17 protein-coding genes are annotated in these 22,603 nt (G+C 67.0%); 11 read left to right on the top strand and 6 right to left on the bottom strand.

Annotated elements, in window-relative coordinates:
• The first annotated feature begins 16 nt into the window (after positions 1-16).
• Positions 17-601, top strand: a complete 585-nt coding sequence (locus SOM18_RS01575) for a globin domain-containing protein (protein ID WP_235188398.1) — start codon at positions 17-19, stop codon at positions 599-601.
• Between the two features lie 37 nt (positions 602-638).
• On the opposite strand, the gene SOM18_RS01570 is transcribed toward SOM18_RS01575, so the two are convergent.
• Genes SOM18_RS01570 through SOM18_RS01560 form a run of 3 tightly spaced genes read right to left on the bottom strand, consistent with a single transcriptional unit; the run spans position 639 to position 5,518 of the window.
• Entirely contained in the window at positions 639-1,940 is a 1,302-nt protein-coding gene (locus SOM18_RS01570) for an MFS transporter (protein WP_235188397.1), read from the bottom strand.
• Positions 1,928-3,139, bottom strand: a complete 1,212-nt coding sequence (manD, locus tag SOM18_RS01565; RefSeq protein ID WP_031441099.1) for a D-mannonate dehydratase ManD — start codon at positions 3,137-3,139, stop codon at positions 1,928-1,930. Before manD ends, SOM18_RS01570 begins: the two co-directional genes overlap by 13 nt.
• A 9-nt stretch (positions 3,140-3,148) precedes the next feature.
• Positions 3,149-5,518, bottom strand: a complete 2,370-nt coding sequence (locus tag SOM18_RS01560) for a glycoside hydrolase family 3 N-terminal domain-containing protein (RefSeq protein WP_031441098.1) — start codon at positions 5,516-5,518, stop codon at positions 3,149-3,151.
• A gap of 166 nt (positions 5,519-5,684) precedes the next feature.
• Here SOM18_RS01560 and SOM18_RS01555 point away from each other — a divergent pair, with 166 nt between their 5' ends.
• The 6 genes from SOM18_RS01555 to SOM18_RS01530 all read left to right on the top strand — a co-directional run bounded on the left by SOM18_RS01555 (position 5,685) and on the right by SOM18_RS01530 (position 16,078).
• Positions 5,685-7,829: an alpha-glucuronidase family glycosyl hydrolase gene (locus SOM18_RS01555; RefSeq protein ID WP_320481324.1), complete on the top strand. Its 2,145-nt coding sequence runs from the start codon at positions 5,685-5,687 to the stop codon at positions 7,827-7,829.
• A 62-nt stretch (positions 7,830-7,891) separates the two neighbouring features.
• Positions 7,892-9,130: an SGNH/GDSL hydrolase family protein gene (locus tag SOM18_RS01550; RefSeq protein ID WP_031441096.1), complete on the top strand. Its 1,239-nt coding sequence runs from the start codon at positions 7,892-7,894 to the stop codon at positions 9,128-9,130.
• A 429-nt stretch (positions 9,131-9,559) separates the two neighbouring features.
• A complete protein-coding gene (locus tag SOM18_RS01545; RefSeq protein WP_042467328.1) occupies positions 9,560-12,670 on the top strand; it encodes a TonB-dependent receptor in 3,111 nt (1,036 codons plus the stop codon).
• Positions 12,671-12,807: 137 nt separating this feature from the next.
• On the top strand, positions 12,808-13,527 hold the full coding sequence (locus SOM18_RS01540) for a SapC family protein (RefSeq protein ID WP_320481179.1): 720 nt from the start codon (positions 12,808-12,810) through the stop codon (positions 13,525-13,527).
• 5 nt (positions 13,528-13,532) lie between these two features.
• Positions 13,533-14,564 (top strand): cupin-like domain-containing protein, encoded by a 1,032-nt coding sequence (locus SOM18_RS01535; RefSeq protein ID WP_031441093.1) that lies wholly within the window; start codon positions 13,533-13,535, stop codon positions 14,562-14,564.
• An 11-nt stretch (positions 14,565-14,575) separates the two neighbouring features.
• Positions 14,576-16,078, top strand: coding sequence for a tryptophan halogenase family protein (locus SOM18_RS01530; protein WP_031441092.1), 1,503 nt, complete (start codon positions 14,576-14,578; stop codon positions 16,076-16,078).
• A gap of 36 nt (positions 16,079-16,114) precedes the next feature.
• On the opposite strand, the gene SOM18_RS01525 is transcribed toward SOM18_RS01530, so the two are convergent.
• Entirely contained in the window at positions 16,115-16,606 is a 492-nt protein-coding gene (locus SOM18_RS01525; RefSeq protein WP_031441091.1) for a nucleoside deaminase, read from the bottom strand.
• 214 nt (positions 16,607-16,820) lie between these two features.
• Between SOM18_RS01525 and SOM18_RS01520 the strand changes: the two genes are divergently transcribed.
• Entirely contained in the window at positions 16,821-17,129 is a 309-nt protein-coding gene (locus SOM18_RS01520; RefSeq protein ID WP_031441090.1) for a hypothetical protein, read from the top strand.
• 86 nt (positions 17,130-17,215) lie between these two features.
• The gene (locus SOM18_RS01515; RefSeq protein WP_037528414.1) at positions 17,216-17,452 is read left to right on the top strand and encodes a hypothetical protein; all 237 of its coding nucleotides are present in this window, start codon (positions 17,216-17,218) and stop codon (positions 17,450-17,452) included.
• 54 nt (positions 17,453-17,506) lie between these two features.
• Here SOM18_RS01515 and SOM18_RS01510 read toward each other — a convergent pair whose 3' ends face one another.
• Together SOM18_RS01510 and SOM18_RS01505 are read right to left on the bottom strand one after the other, a co-directional pair.
• Entirely contained in the window at positions 17,507-19,357 is a 1,851-nt protein-coding gene (locus SOM18_RS01510) for a glycoside hydrolase family 15 protein (protein ID WP_081874326.1), read from the bottom strand.
• Positions 19,358-19,519: 162 nt separating this feature from the next.
• Positions 19,520-20,362, bottom strand: coding sequence for a response regulator (locus SOM18_RS01505; RefSeq protein WP_037528420.1), 843 nt, complete (start codon positions 20,360-20,362; stop codon positions 19,520-19,522).
• A 141-nt stretch (positions 20,363-20,503) separates the two neighbouring features.
• Between SOM18_RS01505 and SOM18_RS01500 the strand changes: the two genes are divergently transcribed.
• Both SOM18_RS01500 and SOM18_RS01495 read left to right on the top strand, forming a co-directional pair.
• Positions 20,504-21,223, top strand: a complete 720-nt coding sequence (locus SOM18_RS01500; protein WP_031441087.1) for a response regulator — start codon at positions 20,504-20,506, stop codon at positions 21,221-21,223.
• Positions 21,220-22,596, top strand: a complete 1,377-nt coding sequence (locus tag SOM18_RS01495; RefSeq protein WP_192008747.1) for an ATP-binding protein — start codon at positions 21,220-21,222, stop codon at positions 22,594-22,596. The genes SOM18_RS01500 and SOM18_RS01495 overlap by 4 nt, the downstream gene beginning before the upstream one ends.
• The last annotated feature ends 7 nt before the right edge of the window (positions 22,597-22,603 follow it).

The raw sequence follows: 22,603 nt of genomic DNA, 5'->3' as shown, positions 1-22,603 counted from the left end.
GGATTGACGCTCGATCGTGAAGCTGTTGAAACCGGTACATAATCGTGCGGGTCGGGAGAGCCGGAATGCGACAGGTCACAGGCATGTATGCCATATCGCCACGATCGCCGTCGGGCGAGCCGTGTGCCGGATACGCCATCCCCGGGCCACCCCGGTCGACCGGCATCCTGGTGAACCTCGTCCGGTGACACCGCGGCAGATCGATCTCGTCCGCGACAGCTTCGTCCATATCCTGTTCGCGGCGGACGAAGCCTCGACGATCTTCTACGACCGGCTCTTCGCGCTCGCCCCGGAATCCCGTGCGCTGTTCACGAACGACCGCATTGTCCAAGGCAGGCTCTTCATGCAGACGCTCGCCAAGATCGTCACCGGGCTGACCGCGTTCGAGGCGATGGGTCCTGAACTGAGGGCGCTGGGCCGACGCCATGTCGCGTATGGCGCCAAGGATCATCACTACGCCATTATCGGCGACTCGTTGCGCCATGTCGTCGCGCATTTCGCCGGCGCGGATTTCGATCCTGATACCGACCGAGCCTGGCAGGACGCCTATGATCTGGTCGCGCGGGTGATGATCGAAGCGAGCCACGAGCACCACGTCTAGCGGGTCCGGACGGGTCGCGAACCACGCGCCGCCGGCATCACCCCAGGCGGTCCGGGGCCACCGGCGCATAGCGCGGCACGACGAGATGAATGACGGCGAGCGCGACGAGATAGGCACAGGCCGCAACGATGAAGATCGGTTGATAGCTGCCGACGGTCTCGAGGATGCGACCCGCGAACTTCGCCATCAGCATGCCTCCGATCGCGCCCGAAAGGCCCCCCAGCCCCACCACCGACCCCGTCGCCCAGCGCGGCAGCAAATCGCCCGGCAGCGCATAGAGATTGGCCGAGAACCCCTGATGCCCGGCACAGGCCACGCCGATCATCAGCACCGCCCACCACATGCTCGGCACCTGGGTCGCGAACGCGATCGGCACCGCACACAGGGCGCAGGCGAACATCGCGGTCTTGCGCGCGCGATTGACGCTGTAGCCGCGCCCGATCAACCGCGACGAGAACCAGCCGCCCCCCACCGACCCGACATCGGCGAGCAGATAGACCGCAATCAGCGGCGGGCCGAAGGCGAGCATCGTCACGCCATATTGCCGGTTGAAGAAGTCCGGCAGCCAGAACAGGAACGTCCACCACACCGGGTCGATGAGGAACCGCCCGAGGATATAGGCCCAGGTCTGACGTTGCCGCAGCAGTGTCCACCACGCGACGGGCCGACCGGGTTCGACCGGCTCGCTCTCGATATAGGCGAGCTCCTCGGCCGTGACCCGGGGATGCTCGCGGGGGCGGCGGTAGAAGCCGAGCCAGACGATCAGCCATATGAGCGTGAGCAGCCCGGTCAGGATGAACGCCCAGCGCCAGCCCATCGTCACCGCGATGATCGGCACCAGCAACGGCGTGAGGATCGCGCCGACGTTCGACCCGGCGTTGAAGATGCCGATCGCAAGCGCCCGCTCGCGCCGCGGAAACCATTCGTTGGTCGCGGCGATCGCGGCGGGGAAGGTCCCGGCCTCGCCGAGCGCGAGCGGAATCCGCGCGAGGATCATCCCGCTGGTCGAGGTGAAGAAGACGTGGCCGACATGGCCAAGCGTCCACAGCGCCACCGCGAGCGCATACCCGATCCGCGCGCCGAGCCGGTCGATCAGCCGGCCGAAGACGAGATAGCTCAGCCCGTACGCCGCCTGGAACCAGATGGCGAGATCGGCATAGCCCGTCTCGCTCCAGCCATAGCGTTGCTGCAGATCGGGCTTGAGCGTCGGCAGGACGAGCCGGTCGACATAGCTCAGCACCACCGCCGCGAACAGCAGCGCGCAGACGATCCACCGGACCCGGCCCCGCGGCTGTACGACGTCGGCGGGGCTCGATCCGTCGGCGCTCACCAGTTGCACAGCGTGCCGTCTTCGAGCCGCGCGACCGGAAGATAGGCGCGCCGATAGTCATGGGTTTCGGCCAGCGCCTCGTCGATGTCGACGCCGAGGCCCGGCGCCTCCCCCGGATGCATCATGCCCGCGTCGAAGCGATAGGCATGCGGAAAGACCGCGTCGGTCTCGTCCGTGTGCGGCATATGCTCCTGGATCCCGAAATTGGGGACGGAGAGCCCGAAATGCAGCGCGGCGGCCATCGCCACGGGGGACAGGTCGGTCGCGCCGTGGCACCCGGTCCGGATATGATAGAGGTCGGCGAGCGCGGCGATCCGGCGCAGGTGCGTGATGCCGCCTGCATGTACGACGGTGGCGCGGATATAGTCGATCAGCTGGTGCTCGATCAGATCCTTCGCGTCCCAGATCGAATTGAACACCTCCCCCACCGCGATCGGCGTCGTCGTGTGGTGACGGATCATCTTGAACGCCTCCTGGTTCTCGGCAGGCGTCGGGTCCTCCATCCAGAACAGGTTATAGGGTTCAAGTGCCTTGCCGAGACGCGCCGCCTCGATCGGGGTGAGCCGGTGATGGATATCGTGGAGCAGGTGGACGTCCCAGCCCATCGCCTCGCGCGCCGCCTTGAACAGCTCGGGGACGACGCGGAGGTATTTCTCGGTCGACCACACGCTTTCGCTGGGCAGATCCGCATCGGCGGGTTCGTAGCGCGCGCCGTGCTTCGCGACGCCATAGGTCGAGGCGAGTCCGGGCACGCCGCATTGCAGCCGGATCGCCTTGTAGCCCTTGGCCTGTTCCGCCTTCGCGACCGCGATCGTGTCCTCGATCGTCGTGCCATTGGCGTGCGCATAGACCATGCACGCGTCGCGAGCGGCCCCGCCGAGCAGCTGATAGACCGGCATGCCCGCCAGCTTGCCCTTGATGTCCCACAGGGCCGTGTCGACCGCGGCGATCGCCGCCATAGTGACCGGGCCACGCCGCCAATAGGCGCCCTTGTAGAGAAACTGCCAGACGTCCTCGATCCGGTGCGCGTCGCGACCGATCAGGCAGGGCACGACATGATCGCTGAGATAGCTCGCGACGCTGAGTTCGCGACCGTTGAGCGTCGCGTCGCCGAGCCCGGTGGTGCCGTCGTCGCACTCGATCTTGAGGGTGACGAAGTTGCGCCCGGGGCATGTCACGATGACGCGGGCATTGACGATCCTGGGCATGACGATCCTTCAGGCGATTTCGAGAATAACGGTCTTGAGGCGCGTCGAGTCGGCACCAACGGAAATGTCGAACAGACCCGGCTCGACCACCTCGCGCATCGTGATGTCGAAGAACCGGAACGCGTCCGGGCCGAGCGTGAACTGGACCGTCCGGCGCTCGCCGGGGGCCAGCGTCACGCGTTCGAAGCCCTTGAGCTCGAGGATTGGCCGCGCGACGGACGATACCTGATCGCGCACATAGAGCTGGACGACCTCGTCGCCCGCGCGCGCACCGACATTGGCGATGTCGACCGAGACGGTGACACTAGCCGCGATCCCGATCTTCGCCGACGACAGGCGCGGCGCACCGATCTCGAACTTGGTGTAGCTGAGCCCGAAGCCGAACGGGAACAGCGGCGCGGTCGTGTCGAACAGATAGCCGCGACGCGCCGAAGGCTTGGCGTCGTAGAAGACCGGCAGCTGCCCCGTCGACCGCGCGACCGTCACCGGAAGCTTCGCACCCGGGTTGATGTCCCCGAACAGCGCCTCCGCGATCGCGGTGCCCCCCTCCTGCCCGACATACCAGCATTCGAGCACCGCATTGGCCTGCGCCGTCACGCTCGGCCAGGATGGCGGGCGCCCGTTGATCGCGACCACGATGACGGGCTTCCCCGTCGCCTTCATCGCCGCGAACAGCGCATTCTGCTCGCCAAGCAGGTCGAGACTGGTGCGATCGCCGAGATGCGTCTTGGCATAGCCCTCCCGGCTCGTCTGTTCGGTGTCGCCGACCGCGAGCAGGATGACGTCCGCGGTGCTGGCGACGGTAACCGCCTCGGCGATCAGATCCCGGTTGCGCGCCGGATCGGCCAGCAGCACTTCGTTGGCGGAGCGGTCCTCGCTCTGCGTGATGAAGACGCCCTGCGCATGAACGACTTCGGCCTTGCCCTTCAACCGCGCACGAACCCCCTCGAGCAGCGACACGGTCGCCTTGGGGATCGACGAATAGCCACCGAGCCGGGCGACGGCCGCGTTCGGACCGATCACGGCGACGCGCTTGTGCGTCCCCGGGCTGAGCGGCAGGACACCGTCGTTGACGAGCAGCGCGATCGATCGCCGCGCCGCCTCGAGCGCCAGCGCGCGCGCCTCCGCATTGCCGGTCATCCGCGCCGCCGCCTGCGGATCGACGATCGCCTGTTCGAACATCCCCGAGCGCATCTTCAGTGTCAGCATCCGGCGGCACGCGGCATCGACTGCCTCGATCGCTACCCGACCCGCACGCACCTGATCGGCGAGCGAGCGATAGGCCTCGCCGTCCGGCAGGTCGGAATCGACGCCCGCCGCCAATGCGAGGCGCGCCGCTTCAGCCTTGTCCGCGGCGATGTGATGCAGCGACGCAAGTTCGCCGATCGCCGCATAATCGCTGACGATCGCGCCGTCGAAGCCCCATTCGCCGCGCAGCACGTCGTTCAGCAGCCAGCGATTGGCATGGCTCGGGACACCGTCGATCTCGTTGTACGACGGCATCACCGCGCCGATCCCGGTCCGCGCGACGACTGCGCGAAACGGCGGGAAGAAATTCTCGCGCAGTTCGCGTTCGGCGATCGGTGCGGGGGCGACATTCTCGCCGCTTTCGGGCTGGCCATGCCCGGTCATGTGCTTGAGCGTCGCGAACACCTTGCCGGGTGCCAGCGTCTTGCCCTCGCCCTGCAGGCCGATCACCGCCGCGACGCCCATTTCCCCGCACAGATAGGGGTCCTCGCCGAACGTCTCCTCGATCCGGCCCCAGCGGGGGTCACGGGCGATGTCGACGACCGGCGACAGCGCCAGCACCGTGCCATGCGCCCGCACCTCGCGCGCGATCACCGCGTTGACCCGGCGGACGAGGTCGCGATCGAACGATCCCGCCAGCGCGATCGCCTGCGGGAAGCTGGTCGCCTCCGGCGCCATGAAGCCGTGCAGCGCCTCCTCGTGGAACAGGATCGGAATACCAAGCCGCGTGCGGGTCGTCGCCCAGCGCTGCGCCGCGTTGACGAACGCGATTGTATCCGCCGGCGCACGCCAGCGGCCGGTAACGGCGGCGGCCGTGTTGGCCGCGGTCGCCGCACCGCCACGGTCGGACGGCCGCGCGATCTGGCCGATGCCGTTGGGATAGGCCGTATCGGCGCGCGCCGGGTCGAAACGCAGCGCATCATCCATCACCTGGCGCTTCGTCGTCGACAGCGTGATCAGCTGCGCCACCTTCTCGTCGAGCGTCATCCGCGCCATGAGATCGCGAACCCGCAGGTCGACGGGCGCGCGCGCATCGCGGTAGACGGGAGACTCCTTGGCGGCGCCGGCCATTCCAGGGGCCAGGCCGGACGTCAAAGTCGCGAGCGACGCCGAACCCATCCAGCGGAGCATGCCGCGGCGACTGGTCGCGATTGTCCTGAAACTCGTGCCGGTCACCCATCGTCTCCTGTCTTCAAACGCGGCATTGCTGTCGATGCCGTCATCGTGATAGCGATAACATGTTCGACAAGCAGACCCGTTGTCAATGCGGGAGGCTGTGCCGGGAGAGGAAAGAATGATGCGAGTGCGTTGGCTTTGCGTGGCGGTCGCGGTTGCGATGGCGAGTACGACCGGGGCGCAGGCGGAGGACGGTTACGACCTCTGGATGCGTTACCGTCCCCTGGCGAAAGAGGCGGCGACGGCGCTCGACCGGGATGCCGAATCGGTCGAAGTGCGCGGCCAGTCGGCGACGTTGCGCGTCGCCGCGGACGAGCTTCGCCGCGGTCTCGCGGGGCTGACCGGACACGCTCTTGCCATGGGTCCGAGCCCGCATCCGATCCTGCTGGCGACCTCGGCGGACGGTGACGTCGGCCGGCTCGGGCTGCCGCTGAACGACCTTGGCGACGAAGGCTACATTGTGCGGCAGGTGCGTCTCGGCGGCCGCGACGTCACGCTGGTGACGGGGCGTACCGACCGCGGCGTGCTCTACGGCAGCTTCGCGCTGCTGCGCCACATCCAGACCGGCGGGCGGATCGACCGGATCGCGCTCGCCTCGGCACCGCGAGTGAAGCTGCGCGTGCTGAACCACTGGGACAATCTCGATGGCGTGGTCGAGCGCGGCTATGCCGGCCAGTCGCTCTGGGACTGGTGGACGCTCCCCGACTTCAAGGATCCCCGCTACACCGACTATGCGCGCGCCAATGCGTCGATCGGCATCAACGGCACGGTTCTCAACAACGTCAACGCCAAGCCCGACAGCCTGTCCGCCAGCTATATCGCCAAGGCGGCCGCGCTCGCCGATGTCTTCCGCCCCTATGGCATCAAGGTCTATCTGTCGGCCCGCTTCTCGGCGCCGATCGAGCTTGGCAAACTGAAGACGGCGGACCCGCTCGATCCGCAGGTCGCGGCGTGGTGGAAGGCGAAGAGCGACGAGATCTACCGCGCGATTCCGGATTTCGGCGGCTTTCTCGTCAAGGCCAATAGCGAGGGGCAGCCGGGGCCGCGCGACTATCACCGCAGCCACGCCGACGGCGCGAACATGCTCGCAGCGGCAGTCGCACCGGGTGGCGGCATCGTGATGTGGCGGGCGTTCGTCTATGCCGACACCGACTCGGACGACCGCGCGAAACAGGCCTATACCGAGTTCAAGCCGCTCGACGGCAAGTTCGCCGCCAACGTCATCGTCCAGGTCAAGAACGGCGCGATCGACTTTCAGCCGCGCGAGCCGTTCCATCCGCTGTTCGGGGCAATGCCCAGGACACCGCTGATGCTCGAGTTTCAGATCACGAAGGAATATCTCGGCTTTGCGACGCACCTCGCCTATCTCGGGCCGCTCTTCGCCGAGACGCTGGGCAGCGAGACCTTCGCCGGCGGCAAGCGCGCGACGGTCGCCCAGATCGTCGAGGGCAGCGGCAATCGCCACGCGCTGACCGGCATGGCGGGGGTCGCCAATATCGGCCGCGACCGCGACTGGGCCGGATCGACGTTCAATCAGGCGAACTGGTTCGCGTTCGGGCGGATGGCCTGGGATCCGACGATCGGTGCACAGCCGGTTGCGCGCGAATGGGCGGCGATGACCTTCGGGCCGAACCCCGCGATCGTCGCACCGGTGACGGACATGATGATGGGCTCGCGCGAGGCGGTGGTCGACTATATGACGCCGCTCGGGCTCGCGCACGTCATGGCGACGGGCCATCATTATGGCCCCGGCCCGTGGGTCGCCGACCTGAAGCGTCCGGAATGGAATCCTGTCTATTATCACCGCGCGGACAAGGCCGGAATCGGCTTCGACCGGACGCGCACCGGTAGCAACGCCGTCGCGCAATATGCGCCAGAGCTTGCCCGCCGTCTGGCCGATCCAGCGACGACGCCGGAGCGTGACCTGCTGTGGTTCCATCACGTGTCATGGGACCGGCCGATGGCATCGGGGCGCAGCCTCTGGGCCGAGATGGTCCATGATTATGATCGCGGCGTCGGCTATGTCGCGGACATGCGCCAGCGCTGGGACGGATTGCGCGGCCAGGTCGATGCCGAACGCTGGGCCAAGACCGCGACCTATCTGGGGATACAGGAGCGCGAGGCGCGGTGGTGGCGCGATGCCAGCCTCGCCTATTGGATGTCGGTGAACGGCCGGTCGCTGCCGGCCGGCGCCGCTGCCCCCGCGCATGACCTCGACTGGTACAAGGCGCAGCACGCCGCCTTTGCCCCGGGCAACCCGCAATGAGCGGCCTTATGGAGAAAGCGCTGACGGTAGGATCTTCGGTAGCCAGGCCGACGGCGTGGTTGTTGGCAGCATTGCTCGCGACCGGCGCGGATGCCCAGCGCGCCGCGCCGACTCAGCGGTGGACCGGGAGCTGGGGCTCTGCGCAGATGATCGCGACCGGCGACAATGCGCTGCCGGCCGACCGCGCCGGCGCGATCACGCTCCGACAGGTCGTCCGTCTGTCGGCTGGCGGCACACAGGTCCGCGTGCGGCTGTCCAACGCGTTCGGCACGCACCCGCTCAGGATCGGCGCGGCGCATATTGCACGGCCGACCGCTCTCGGCACCGCGCGTATCGCGGGCGGCACGACGCTTCGCTTTGCCGGTCAGATGACGGCGGTCATCCCGGCGGGTGGGGAGATTTATTCGGATCCGGTCGCGCTCGCGCTCGCGCCCGGGGCCGACCTCGCCGTCAGCCTCTATCTGCCCGATCCCACCACGCCCCAGACCGGGCATCCCGGTGCGCGGGCCACCAGCTTCACGGTCGCGGGCAATCACGTCGCCGACCCGCTTCTCGCAGGCGCGACCGCGACACCGCACTGGTATGCGCTCGCCGATGTCGAGGTGGCGGGGCCCCGCGTCGCCCAGGTCACCGGCGCGGCACGCCCGACGACGATCGTCACGATCGGCGATTCGATCACCGATGGCTATGGCGTCGCCCCGGAACGCAACACCCGCTGGCCCGACATCCTCGCCGAACGGCTGCGCGCGGCACCGGCGACACGCCCGCTCGGCGTCGTCAATGCCGGCATCGGCGGCAACCGGATATTGCTCGACGGGCTCGGTCCCAACCTTGTTGCCCGGTTCGACCGCGACGTGATCGCGCGCAGCGGCGTCGGCTGGGCGATCCTGCTCGAAGGGGTGAACGATCTCGGCGTCTTGACGCGCGACGCTCCGGCATCGCCCGAAGACCATGCGGCGCTCGTCGCGCAACTGACCGCCGGCTTCCGCCAGCTGGCCGACCGCGCGCATGCACATGGTATCAAGATCATCGGCGGCACGGTGATGCCGTTCGGCGGCAATGACTATTATCACCCGGACGCCGCGCTCGAGGCCGATCGCCAGGCGGTCAACAGCTTCATCCGCAACTCGGGCGTCTTCGATGCGGTGATCGACTTCGACCGGGTGATGCGCGATCCGCGCCGTCCCGACCGTCTCGCGCCGGCGTTCGACTCAGGCGATCATCTTCACCCGTCCGAAGCGGGCTATCGGGCGATGGGTGCCGCGGTGCCGCTCGCGCTGTTCACCACGCCGCAGCGCTGAGCACGCGCCCGGCATGACGGTCGCGCCGGTCCCCCGCCTGTGCCGCCGGACCGGGTGATCAGTTCGCCCGTTCCTGCGGTTGGTCCGAACCTGCCTGAACAGGCCCCGCCCCGCTTTCCAATGACGGGGCAGGTCTCTCCCTGTCTCAAGTATTAAATAATCATATTTAAGTTATTTTATCGGCTATGGCTTTACTGCCACTGTGTCTAAAATACGCGACACAGAATACAGATTACCGTTGACAGTATTCGTGCCCATGGTAGCCCTATCACACACCGCCAATAAGAGCGGTTTCGGAAGGGCTGCGGTCATGCCGCAAAGGGGGAGAGAATGATGAGGGGTTCGTCCATACTCAATGCACTCGTGCGTTCGAGTTCGATTGCCACAGTTGCCGTTTGCCTGCTGAATCCGGCACAGACCTTCGCGCAAATGGCGCCAGGCACCGAGACAGGGTCGCCTGCGACTGCCGCGCAGCCAGCGCTTCCGGCGACATCCACCGCGCAAGACGCAGGGCAGACCGCGAGCCAGGATCCACAATCGGCCCCCGGGGACGAGATCGTCATCACCGGCATCCGCGCCAGCCTTGGTCGCGCTATCGACATCAAGCGCAACTCGGCCGGCGTCGTCGACGCCATCTCGGCCGAGGATATCGGCAAGTTCCCCGACACCAACCTCGCGGAATCGCTGCAGCGCGTCACCGGCGTCTCGATCAGCCGCGCCAACGGCGAAGGCTCGCAGGTTGCCGTCCGCGGCTTCAGCGGCGGCTTCAACCTCGTCACCCTGAACGGCCGCCAGCTTCCGGCGACCAGCATCGACACGAGCACCGGCAACGCGTTTGCGACCGGTACGGGTCGTTCGTTCGATTTCCAGAATCTCGCATCCGAGGGTGTCGCCACGCTCGAGGTCTACAAGACCGGCCGCGCCAACATCCCGTCGGGCGGCATCGGTGCGGCGATCAACGTCGTCACCCGCCGACCGCTGTCGTCGAGCGAGAGCGGCCTTTCGGGGTCGATCGGTGCCAAGGGGCTGTATGACAGCTCGGTCGAGAAGGCGGAAGGCGATCTGAGCAAGATCACGCCAGAGCTGTCCGGCCTCATCAACTACAAGAACCCGAACGAAACCTTCGGCGTCAATGTGTTCGGCAGCTATCAGCTGCGCGAATCCGCTTCGGTTCAGTCCAACCCCAATTACTGGAACATCGTGCCGCTGGCCGATTTCCTCAACACGGCGGGCGCCTATATCCGGCCGACGACGGTGATCACCAATCGCCCGACGACTGAATATGTCCAGATACCGAACGACAGCCGGTACCAGTTCTCCGAGAACCGCCGCGAGCGTCTGAACGGCCAGGCCAACATCCAGTTCAAGCCGTCCGACCGGTTCGAAATCTCGATCGACGGCATGTATGCCCGGAACAAGCTGAGCGAAGAGCGCAGCGAGCAGACCAACTGGTTCCAGCGCCCATTCACCGAAGTCACCTTCGACGACAACAAGCAGATGCAGAGCGCGGTGATCCTCGCCGAGTCGATCCAGGCGGACAAGGGTTACGAGCAGCAGCGTTTCGCGACCAAGACCGAGCTCTATTCAGTCGGTGGCAATGTGAAGTGGGACTTCACCGACAATCTGCGACTGACGCTCGACGCCAACCATGCCAAGTCGAAGACCAATCCGGATAACGCGAACGGAACCTCGGCGACGACGATCTCGATCGGTGCGCCGGTACGCTCCTCGCACAAGGTCGACTTCACCACCGGCTTCCCGCAGCAGTCCGAGACGATCAACGACTGCACCGCAACCAACGGTGGTCGCGGCGGCAACTGCAACAACACGCTCGACATCGCGGATCTGGGTAGCCAGGTCGCACGGAAGATCACGTCGACCCAGGAAGCCCGGATCAACCAGTTCGGCGGCGACGTCGCCTGGGACCTGGGCGGGGGCAGCAAGTTCAACGTCGGCGGCAACTATATCGACGCGAACATGCGCTCGACCACGGTCAACACGATCCAGACCCTCGGCGACTGGGGCATCACGGATACCGGTCGCGTCGCAGAACTCGCCGGCGATCTCGTCGACACCTTCTGCCTGACCTGCAAGTTCGACAAATATGATCCGAAGTCGACAGGCTCGTCACTGGTCGCCTTCCGCGCCAACGCGGTCGATCTGCTCGACGTCTTCGAGCCTTTCTACGCCGCCCGCGGCAACGCGGTCTCGCCGAGCCCGTCCTCGGACGATACCGTCGGTGAGAAGACCTGGGCGGCCTATGGCCAGATCACCTGGGCCGGTGAACTCGGCGGACGCCGCGCCAATGCGCTGATCGGCGCCCGCTATGAAAAGACGCGGGTCAAGTCGATCGGCATCCAGTCGGTGCCGAGCGGCATTCGCTGGTCGCAGGACAATGACTTCGCGGTCGATGGCGGGCCGCCCAGCGGCGCCGTCACGGTCAAGGCGAGCTACGACAATCTGTTGCCATCGCTCGATTTCAACATCGAACCGATCGACAACGTCATGGCGCGCGCCTCGTTCAGCCGCACGCTCGCCCGTCCCGACTATGGCAACCTCTTTGCCTCCGTCAGCGCCGGGGCGCCGAACCGCCCGACCGCGCTCGGTGCGGCCCCTGCGGGCGCAACGCGTCAGGATCCGGCGCTGTTGCCGCTGGTCTCGGACAATTTCGACGTGTCGCTCGAATGGTATTACAAGCCGACGAGCTTCGTGTCGGTCGGCTTCTTCAACAAGGACGTCCGCAACTTCATCGGCAACCAGGTCACCAGCGGCAATCTGTTCGGACTGCGTGACCCGGGTTCGGGCGCTGCCGGTTCGCGCTCGGGTACCGCGCTGGCCTATCTCCAGGCCAACGGGCTGCCGCTCAGCGACATCAACCTGTTCTCCTACACCGCGTTGCTGACGCAGAATAACGGCAACCAGGCGGCCGCATCCGCCGCGTTCCAGAACAATATCGATCCCGCGACGGGTGGCCTGAGGACGCAGTTCGTCGTCGATCTGGCCAATGCGGTCGATATCGTTGCCGATCCCAACGATCCCCTGTTCGAGTTCGCGATTAGCGGCCCGGTCAACAACCGCGAGGGCAACATCCACGGGTTCGAAGTCGCCTGGACCAACTTCTTCGGTCAGACCGGCTTCGGCTTTGCGGTGTCGTACACCAAGGTCAATGGCGACGTGAACGTCGATCCCTATGCCGATCCCAACGTCAACATCTTCGCACTGACCGGCCTCGGCGACAGCGCGAACCTGACCGGCATCTATGACAAGAACGGGCTTTCGGCGCGTGTCTCGTACAACTGGCGCGACAAATATCTGTCGGGCACCAACCAGGGCGGCAACCGCAACCCGCTCTTCACCGCAGCCTTCGGGACGCTCGACGCGAGCATCAGCTACGACATCGCGCAGAGCTTCTCGATCTCGCTCGAGGCGGTCAATCTGACGAGCGAGCCGTTCCGCCAATATGCCCGCACCGAGACCAATCTGGTCTATGTGCAGGAACTGAAGCCGCGCTTCTATCTGGGCGCGCGCTACCGCTTCTGAGCACAGGCCGGCGTGCGCCTCGGCGCGCGCCGGCCACCGCATCGGACATTGGAAGGGCCGCAGCACCGTGCCGCGGCCTTTTCCTGTTGTCCGTCGCCGCCTGGCTGATAGACCCGGACAAAAAGGGACCGGAGCGGATGAACCCCGTACAGATCAATAATATCGATCATGCCGACCTGCGCGTCAGCCCGCGCGCGGGCGCCGCATTCAATGACGCGGCCAATCAGGCGCTGGTCTTCCCCGCCGAATTCGAGGAACTGCAACGCGAATTCGCAATCGTGTTCCGCCGCCGCGACGAGGGTCTTCAGGCCTATGCGCTGCTGGGGCTCGACCGCGACGAGAATCTCTTTCTCACCGACGACCGCTGGACGAGCCGCTACGTTCCCGCCAGCCACCGGCGCGGTCCCTTCTCCATCGGCATGACCCGGTCCGCACAGGACGATGTCGGCGAGGCGATGTTGCAGGTCGATCTCGACGATCCGCGCGTCGGTGACCCGGCCGGCCTGCCGCTGTTCCTCGAGCATGGCGGCAACACCCCCTATCTCGATCACGTCACCGGCGTGTTGCGGCTGCTGTACGAGGGGATGGGATCCGCGCCCGCCGCCTATGCCGCGCTTGACGAAACCGGCCTGCTCGCGCCGGTCACGCTCACCATCGATGTCAGCGATGAGCGCCGCTACACCGTACCCGACGTGCTCGTCGTCGACCTCGAGCAGCTTGCGGCGCTGAACGGCGCCCCGCTCGAACAACTGCATCGTTCGGGCATCCTGCGGCTCGCCATCCTTGCCGCGTCATCGCTCGGCAATATCCAGCAGCTGATTGCACACAAGCAACAGCGGCTCGCGGCAGTCGGTTGACCCCGGTGCCCGCCATCACCCGCCGGACCCGCGTGATCGAAGGGGCGGACGCGCGGACCCTGCCCGTCGCCGATCTGATCGCGGAGGGCCGTCCGACGATCCTGCGAGGGCTCGCCCGCGACGTCCCGCTCGTCGCTGCGGCGCGTCAGGGTCCCGCGGCCGCGGTCGGCTGGCTCAAGCAGTTCGATGGCGGCCAGCCGGTGACGGCCTATATCGGCGACCCCGCCATCGGCGGCCGCTTCGGATACACGGCCGACTGCACCGCGCTCAACTTCACTCGCGAGCGCGGGTCGTTGTCCGCCTATCTCGACCAGCTTCTCGCCAGCATCGACGATCCTGCCGCACCCAGCATCTATATCGGCTCGACCGACATCGATCAGTATCTCCCCGGCCTCCGGGACCAGGCAGTGCTCCCCTTCGGCGATCCCGAACTCGTCGCGCATCCACCGCTGGTCAGCATCTGGATCGGCAACCGGACGACCGCGTCGGCGCATCACGACATGTCGAACAACATTGCGGTCACGTTGGTCGGGCGGCGGCGCTTCACGCTCTTCCCGCCCGATCAGGTCGCCAACCTCTATCCGGGGCCGCTCGAACCGACGCCCGCGGGCCAAGTCGTTTCGATGGTCGATTTCGACGCCCCCGACTTCACCCGCCATCCCGGCTTTGCCGATGCGCTGGCGGTGGCCGAAGTCGCGGAGATGGAGCCCGGCGACGCGCTCATCTACCCGGCCTTGTGGTGGCATCAGGTCGAGGCGCTCGATCCGTTCAACGCGATGATCAACTATTGGTGGAACCCGACGCCGCGCTTCATGGACACGCCGCAGAACACGTTGCTGCACGGCCTGCTCAGCCTGCGCGACCGGCCCGAGCATGAGAAGCGCGGGTGGCAGGCGTTGTTCGACTATTATGTCTTTGGCGATGCGGCACGCGCCGGCGCGCATCTGCCGGCAGACGCGCGCGGCGCACTCGCACCGCTGGATGCGATGGCCGCGCGAAGGCTGCGCGCCACGCTGTTGCAACGGCTCAATCGATGAAGGGATATGCGATGGATACCCCGCCAAAGACCCGCGTGATCATCGCCGGTGGCGGCACCGCCGGCTGGCTCGCCGCGGCGCTGCTGACGCGACAACTCGGCGCGCTGGTCGACGTCACGCTGATCGAATCGGACGAAATCGGCACCGTCGGCGTCGGCGAAGCGACCATCCCCACGGTCCAGGCCTTTCACGCACTGCTCGGCCTCGACGAGCGCGCGTTCATGGCCGCCACCGGCGCGACGTTCAAACTCGGCATCGCGTTCGAGGGCTGGGCACGCCCCGACGATCGCTATGTCCATTCGTTCGGCGATGTCGGGCGGTCCACCTGGATGGGCGACTTCCAGCATTTCTGGCTCGAAGCGCGCGCCAACGGTCTGGCCGGCGACTTTGGCGACTATTGCCTCGAACTCCAGGCCGCAGAGGCGCGCCGCTTCACCATCGGTCAGCAGGGTCCGCAGCTCAACTATGCCTATCATTTCGACGCGGGCCGCTATGCCCGCTTCCTGCGCGAGCGCTGCGAGACCGCGGGGCTGACCCGGATCGAGGGACGGATCGCCGGGATCGATCGCTCGGCCGAGACCGGCCATATCGATGCGGTCATCCTCGCCGACGGCTCGCGTGTCGCAGGCGATCTGTTTCTCGACTGCAGCGGGTTTCGCGGCCTGCTGATCGGTGATGCGCTGGGTGTCGGCTATGAAGACTGGAGCCACTGGCTTCCCGCCAACCGTGCGCTCGCAGTGCAGACGACGTCGGTCGAGCCCGCCCGGCCCTACACCCGCGCGATCGCGCACGATGCCGGCTGGCAGTGGCGGATCCCACTGCAGCACCGCGTCGGCAACGGCATCGTCTATTCGAGCGAGTACCTCTCCGATGATGCGGCCCAGGACCGACTGCTGGCGTCCGTCCAGGGCCAACCGCTGACCGACCCGCGCCTGCTGCGCTTCACGACCGGTCGTCGCCTGCGCGCGTGGGAGGGCAATTGCATCGCGCTGAGCCTCGCCGGCGGGTTCGTCGAACCGCTCGAATCGACCAGCATCCACCTCGTCATGACCGCGCTGACGCGGCTGCTCCGCGCCTTCCCCTTCGACGGGATCAGCCCTGCGGTCGTCGCGCAGTTCAACGCGCAGACCCGGCGCGAGATCGAAGGCGTGCGCGATTTCGTCATCCTCCACTATCATTTGAATCAGCGCAGCGAACCGTTCTGGAAGGCCTGTGCCGCAATGCCGATCCCCGACACGCTGGCGGAGCGCATCGCGCTGTTCACCGATGCCGCGCAGGCTTATCAGTCGCCGGACGACCTGTTCCGCGTCAGCTCCTGGACACAGGTCATGCTGGGCCAGCGGCTCGAGCCGCGCGACTGGCATCGCCTCGCGCGGATGATGCCGCCCGAGCGGCTCGGATCGTCACTCGCGGACCTGAAGGCGGGGATCGCGCAACAGGTGGAGCGGCTGCCCGCGCATCAGGTGTTCATCGATCGCTATTGTGCCCAGGCCGCGACCGAGGTTGCGGCATGAGCGTCGGCAAACCCCGACCCGACGCATCGCCTCAGGTCAGAGATTGGCCTGTTCGTCGGTCGGCAGCTCCGCGTCCGGGCCATAATAAAGCACGGCGCATTCGGCCTTCAGGCACCCGCCCTCGATGACGATGTCGTCGCGATAGGCGTCGTGAATGAAGGCGAGCGTGTCGACGTGCTTCGCCTCGAAATACATCGGATGCACGTCGTCCCGGCCAGCGCCGTAGACGACGCGCCCGACTTTCGACCAGATCGACGCCATCGTGCACATCCCGCAGGGTTGCAGCGTCGAGTAGAGCGTCGCCCCGCGCAATTCGAGCTCGCCCGTATCCTCGCAGGCGCGTCGGATCGCCATCATCTCCGCGTGCGCGGTCGCGTCGGGAAGCTCGTGCGTCTGGTTGCGTTCGCCCGCGATGATCTTGCCGTCGAGCACGATCACGCAGCCCAGCGGTGAGGTCGACGGATCCGATCCCTTCGACCGGGCGATCGCGATCGCCTCGCGCATCCAGCGTTCATCATCCTGCATCATGGCGTCACCTCCCGGAATCACCGTGTAACGCGCGGAAGCAGGTCTTGTTCGCCCGGTTCGGCAGAGCGAGCCCTAAATCGGCGATCGGCCTTTGCCGCCGGGTCAAATTCTTCGAAACGGCTGGGCGAAATCCGGCGATGCGCGTTGTCATCACGCGTTGCAGGACGGCCGAAAGCCCGTCGTGCAGGACCTTTCGCATCCCGAGGAGCCATTGATGCCGACCACTCTCAAAGCCAAGTTCGACACGCGCCGCGAAGCCGAGATGACGGTGGAACGTCTCGTCCAGGAAATGCAGGTCGAGCGGACCGACATCTTCATCACGACCGACGGCGCGGACAACAGCGCTGGCGACGAACGCGCGGGCGCCGACACCGCAGGCGATAATCCCACGCCCGCGTCGCGCGCCGACGCCGCGCTCGAGGGCAAGATCATCGTCTCGGTCGATATCGCCGACGCCGGGCGCGCCAGCGACATCAAGGCCGCATTCGCCGAGTTCGACGCCTCCGAGGTGGCCGAGCGCTAAACGCCGTGAGGGCGGGGCGGACGACACGGTGACCGCCCCGCCCCTGCGACCGTCTTTACTCCCTCCCCGACACCATGGAATTCGACATGACCGACACTACCGCCATCATGGCCCGCCAGCGCGAGATCGCGTCCGAACATCTGCTGTTCAAACTGATGGAATATGTCGAGGCGCAGCACCCTGGGCTGCTCGACTTCATGGAAGCCAGCCTCGACCATCTCGGCGACCCGGCGACCGACGAGACCAAGGATGATGCCGGCGTGCGTCAGATCGCCGCGCGCATGATCACCGGCGCGCGCAAACAGGGCGTCGACGCGGGCTGACACGTCCGACGACAGGCCGACGGCGGGGCTGCAAAACGCCTCGCCGCCCCGCCGCTAGCAGGCGTCCTGTCCGCCCAGCACGTCGAGCGCCATGACGTGCGCAAGGTGCGACAGTCCCTGCGGCAGGTTGCCGAGAAACATGCCCGTCTTCGGATCGGCCATCTCCGTCATGATCCCGACGCCGCGATCAAGCGCCTCGGAAATGCCCGCAAGCGCCGCCTCTGCCCGATCACGCTGGCCAAGCAGCGCACGAGCCTCGATCATCCAGAAGGTGCACGCCAGGAAACACCCCTCTTCGGCCCACACGTCGCTGTACCGATAGTGATAGGGCCCCGCCCCCAGTTCGCGGTCGATCGCGTCGAGCGTCTTTTCCAGCCGCTCGCGCCCGTCGAAGCCGAACCGCACCGCCAGCGCGAGCGACGCGTCGAGCTTGTCGCTGCCGGGGTAGAAGACGAACGCCTGCTTGGTCTCGGACCAGCATTCATCCTCGATCCACTGCGCGATCCGGTCGCGTTCGCGCGACCAGCGGTCGCGGCACGTGGTCGGCAACTGCCCCTGGTCCGCCAGTTCGACCGCGCGCGCCAGCGCCTGCCAGCAGCTGATCTTCGACATGGTGTAATGCTGCGACTCCTCGAGCTCCCAGATGCCGGCATCCTTCTGCCGCCACGCGTCCGCGCACCGGTCCGCGAGATGCGACAGCAGCTCGGCGCTCGACGCGTCGAGGATATTGCCGCAACTGACGAAGCGGGCCGCGGTCTCGAATATGTCGCCATACACGCCGTGCTGGTTCTGGTCGGTCGCGGTGTTGCCGACCTGCACGGGTTTCGACCGCCGATATCCCGGCACGTCGATTTCGCTCAGATCGGGGACCAGCGCGCCCTCAAGCGTATAGCAGACGCGCGGGCCGTGTTCGGCCAGTCGCTTCAACAGCCAGGTGAACGCCGCCTTGGCCTCCATCTGCGCCCCCGCGGCAAGGAACGCCTTGATCGTATAGCCGGCGTCGCGGATCCAGGCGTAGCGATAGTCGTAATTCTTCTTGCCGCCGATCCCTTCGGGAACCGAGGTGGTCGCGGCGGCTGCGATCGCACCGGTCGGTGAATAGAGCAGCAGCTTCAGCGCAAGGACGCTGCGGATGAACGCGGGGCGCCGTTCGCCGTCATAGTCGATCCGCTGCGACCATTGCCGCCATTCCGCGTCGGAGATATCGATCCGCTCGTCGATGTCGGCGATCGTCGGCACGACCAGCGGCTCGTCCTCACCCGCAACGATCGCGACGACCTCTCGCTGCCCCTGCGCGACCGTCAGCACGCCCGTCACCGCCTCGTCAGCGCGCTTCACGACGACGCCGTCGCTGTGCAGGAACAGCCCCAGCACACGGTCGACATGGAAGACCGGATATTCGCCGATCTTCGATTGATAGGGGCTCGCCCCGCTGGCCCTGCGCCCCGGGCGCATCTCGATTCTGAACCGGACGGCACCGTCGAGCCCGTCGATCCGGCGTGCGAGTTCGGTCCAGGGCAGCCGCCCGGCCGTACCGCTGTTCATCGATTCGGTTAGCCGCGCGCGACCGCCATCCGTGATGAAGAGCGTCTCGAGCACGTTGCTGCCGGGCAGATAGCGGCGCTCGACGGTGAACGGCTCGGTCGGGGTGATGCTGAACCGTCCCCCCTCCTCCGGATCGAGCAGCCGGTCGAACAGCGGCTGAGAATCGAGATTGGGCACGCACCACCAGTCGATCGACCCGTCCGCCCCCGACAGCGCGACCGACCGCCCGTCACCGAGCGCGCCATAATCCTCCAGCCGCAGATAGCCGTCATAGCGCACCCCGTCGCGTACATCGTCGCGCGCGGGTCGGGTTGTGGAGCGCAGCACGTCGCTGGCCAATGCGGCAAGGGTCTTGGCCATGGAAGTATCTGTCCGATCGCGTCTCTGCCCCCCACCAGGCCGGGTATTCGACGCTGGGGAAGCCGTGGTCGGACATGAACGTCGCGGCGTGCGCCAATATCCCGCCCCAACGCTATTTTCCTGGCCGCAGCCCGCAACGCGCCGACCGGGTCCGTCCGCCGCTCAGAGCGGGGACACGTCCGGCATGAAGATATAGCCGTTGCCACGTACCGTCCGGATCAGTTCGGTGCGGTCGTGCCGCTGCACCTTGCGCCGCAGCCGGCTGATATTGACGTCGATCGTGCGTCCCTTCGCCGGGCCGTCGCTGCGCCCCAGCGTCGCGATCATGTCGTCACGCGAATGGATCGTCTGCGGTTGCGCCACGAACAGATGCAGCATCTGGAACTCGCCATCGGTCAGCCGGACATTGGTGCCGTCGGGTGCGGTTAGCGTCCGCATCCGGCAGTTCAGCGCCCAGCCCGCAAAGCCGACCAGATCGTGGCTCTGCACGGGACTTGCGGCGCCAACGGGTCGCTCGATCGGCGCGGGGTCGGCAGGATCGGGCGACGCGCCGCTGGCCAGTTGCGCCCGTTGCCGCCGCAGGACCGACCGGATCCGCGCGAGGATCTCGCGCGGGCTCGACGGCTTGGTGACATAGTCATCCGCGCCCAGCTCGAGCGCGACGACCCGGTCGATCTCGCTCGACAGCGCGGAGAACATGATCACCCGCGGCGGATCCTGCGTCTGGGTCAGTGCGCGCAGCACCGACAGCCCGTCCTCGCCGGGCATCATCATGTCGAGCACGACGAGATCGCAGGGGCGATGCGCGAGCCGGGTTCGCAGCGCGGCGCCGCTCGCCACGGCTTCGGCGCGCAGGCCGTGATCGACCAGAAACCCCGTCAGCAACTCGCGCAGCCCGGGATCGTCGTCGACGATGACGATCCGCGCGCTGTCATCCGCCCCTCGCGTGCCGGCATGGAGATCAGGGCCGGGCACGGCGACGGAAACGCTGTTGGTCAAAATCATGCGCCTCGCCTGCAGGTCAGTTCTTTCCGGCATATGTCTGGATGTTGCGCAATCCGTCGCGCCGGCAACGACCGGCGGTGGCGTGGCATGATGCGAAATCGCTGAAACATCGCGAACACATACGTGGCATAGTGGCCGGCGATGCACTGCGCCGCTCCCGAACCCGCCGATACGATGCTGCTCGTGGTCGATGACGACCATGCGATCCGGACGCTGCTCGCGCAGAGTCTGGGGATGCACGGGTACCGCGTCGAAACCGCGACCAATGCGCAGGAAATGGACGTCGCGCTCGCACGGCATCCGATCGCGCTGATCCTGCTCGACGTGATGATGCCGGGCGAGGACGGTCTGGCGGCCTGTCGCCGCCTGACCCGCAAGGGCGCCCCCCCCGTCGTCATGCTCAGCGCGCTGGGCGACGAACCCGACCGGATTCTCGGGCTCGAGATCGGCGCGAGCCATTATCTGACCAAGCCGTGCAGCCCGCGCGAGATCCTCGCGACGGTCCGCGCCGCACTGCGTGAACGCAATGGCGCGGCTGCCGAGACCGGACGCAGCTATGGCTTTCTCGGCTGGCGGGTGGATTTCGCCGCGCACGAATTGCTCGACGGCGACGGCATGCTCGTCGACCTGACCGATGGCGAATTCGCGGTGTTGCGCGCCTTTGTCGAGCGTCCGCGACGCGTGCTCGCGCGCGACGCGTTGCTGGAGGCGGCGCGGGGCCCGGACACCGACGCGTTCGACCGGGCGATCGACGTCCAGGTCAGCCGGCTGCGACGCAAGCTGCGTTCGCGCGGGGACGAGATCATCCGGACGATCCGCAACGAAGGCTATTTCTTCGTTCCCCGCGTGATCCGGCTGTGACCACGCCGCCACGCACGGCCGGCGCGACACCCGTCGGCGCTAGGGTCGGGCATCCACGACGCTGGCCGCTGTTCCTGCGGATCTTCGCGTTCATCCTGTTCACCGTCCTGCTCGTCCAGCTGCTCAATTTCGCCGCCGTCCTGCTCGTCCCGCCGCCGACGCCGGTGGTCTATTCGACCAGCCGGATCGCCTCGGTCGTGCGTGCCGGACGCGACCCGAGCGGGCTGCTGACGATCGCGGTCGCGACCGCCCCGCCGACCGAGCAGGGCGATGCGCGTGATCGCCATCTCGGCCGGGTGATCGCCGCCGATCTGGGCGTGCCGGCACGCGCGGTGATCGTCGAGGCGCGGCGCTATGGCCCCCCCTTGATGGCGGGCGCGTTTCGTCCGCCCATGCCGATGGGCATGCCCAAGATGCCGCCACAGTCGGTCGTCGACAACACGCTGTTCGGCGCGTTCGTCGTCTGGGTCCATGCCCCCGATGGCCAGTGGCGGACGATCCGCCCGGCGCGGCCGGCGTTCGGCTTGTGGCAGGCGCGGCTGATCCTGTGGTTCCTCGTCGCGATGGCAGTCGCGGCACCGGTCGCGCTGGTGCTGGCGCGGCGCATCGCCCGGCCCGTCGCGCTGTTCGCCGCCGCCGCCGACCGGCTCGGTCGCGATCCCCGCGCCGATCCGATCCCGCTGACCGGACCGCCCGAGATCATGGAGGCCGCAACCGCCTTCAACGTCATGCAGGAGCGGCTCAATCGCTATGTCGAGGATCGCACGACGCTGATCGCCGCGGTCGCACACGATCTGCGCACGCCGCTGATGCGTCTCGCGCTCCGGCTCGAAAAGGCGCCGGACGAGATCCGCGAGGCGAGCGAGGAGGATATCCAGGAGATGAGCCAGCGGATCGGCGCGGCGATGGCGTTCGTCCGCGACATGACCCGGCATGTCCGCCGCCAGCGGCTCGACCTGCGCTCGCTCGCGGAAAGCATCACCGATGATTATGCCGACCGCGGCGAGCAGGTGGTGCTGGCTCCCGGTCCGTCGCTCGCGATCGACGGCGATGCCCCCGCGCTCAAGGCGTTGCTGGTCAATCTGGTCGACAATGCCGTCAAATATGCCGGGCATGCCGAGGTCCAACTTTACCGCGACCGCGACACGGTGGTGATCGAGGTCGGCGATCGTGGTCCGGGCCTCTCCGCCGCCGATGCGTCGCATGCCTTCGAGCCGTTCTTCCGGGCGGAGCGGTCGCGCAACCGCGATACCGGTGGCACTGGCCTCGGGCTCGCCAGCGTCCGCGCGGTGGCGCATGCGCATGGCGGTGCCGCGTCACTGGAGAATCGCCCCGAAGGCGGTCTGATCGTGCGCGTCATTCTGCCGGCATGATCCGGCG

The organism is Sphingomonas sp. CFBP9019, assembly GCF_034045155.1.
In the GTDB taxonomy this organism is placed as follows: Bacteria; Pseudomonadota; Alphaproteobacteria; order Sphingomonadales; family Sphingomonadaceae; genus Sphingomonas; species Sphingomonas aerolata.
Note: the sequence above shows the minus strand (reverse complement) of the source record. Positions and strands in the feature narration are given on the sequence as shown.

What these genes read in the sequence shown, in the direction of transcription:
- SOM18_RS01540 (WP_320481179.1), top strand. Translation starts at nt 12,808, where the DNA reads ATGAACCCCGTACAGATCAATAATATCGATCATGCCGACCTGCGCGTC.
- SOM18_RS01545 (WP_042467328.1), top strand. Translation starts at nt 9,560, where the DNA reads ATGGCGCCAGGCACCGAGACAGGGTCGCCTGCGACTGCCGCGCAGCCA.
- SOM18_RS01555 (WP_320481324.1), top strand. Translation starts at nt 5,685, where the DNA reads ATGCGAGTGCGTTGGCTTTGCGTGGCGGTCGCGGTTGCGATGGCGAGT.
- SOM18_RS01520 (WP_031441090.1), top strand. Translation starts at nt 16,821, where the DNA reads ATGCCGACCACTCTCAAAGCCAAGTTCGACACGCGCCGCGAAGCCGAG.
- SOM18_RS01505 (WP_037528420.1), bottom strand. Translation starts at nt 20,362, where the DNA reads ATGATTTTGACCAACAGCGTTTCCGTCGCCGTGCCCGGCCCTGATCTC.
- SOM18_RS01500 (WP_031441087.1), top strand. Translation starts at nt 20,504, where the DNA reads ATGCACTGCGCCGCTCCCGAACCCGCCGATACGATGCTGCTCGTGGTC.
- manD (WP_031441099.1), bottom strand. Translation starts at nt 3,139, where the DNA reads ATGCCCAGGATCGTCAATGCCCGCGTCATCGTGACATGCCCCGGGCGC.
- SOM18_RS01515 (WP_037528414.1), top strand. Translation starts at nt 17,216, where the DNA reads ATGACCGACACTACCGCCATCATGGCCCGCCAGCGCGAGATCGCGTCC.
- SOM18_RS01530 (WP_031441092.1), top strand. Translation starts at nt 14,576, where the DNA reads ATGGATACCCCGCCAAAGACCCGCGTGATCATCGCCGGTGGCGGCACC.
- SOM18_RS01510 (WP_081874326.1), bottom strand. Translation starts at nt 19,357, where the DNA reads ATGGCCAAGACCCTTGCCGCATTGGCCAGCGACGTGCTGCGCTCCACA.
- SOM18_RS01525 (WP_031441091.1), bottom strand. Translation starts at nt 16,606, where the DNA reads ATGATGCAGGATGATGAACGCTGGATGCGCGAGGCGATCGCGATCGCC.
- SOM18_RS01560 (WP_031441098.1), bottom strand. Translation starts at nt 5,518, where the DNA reads ATGCTCCGCTGGATGGGTTCGGCGTCGCTCGCGACTTTGACGTCCGGC.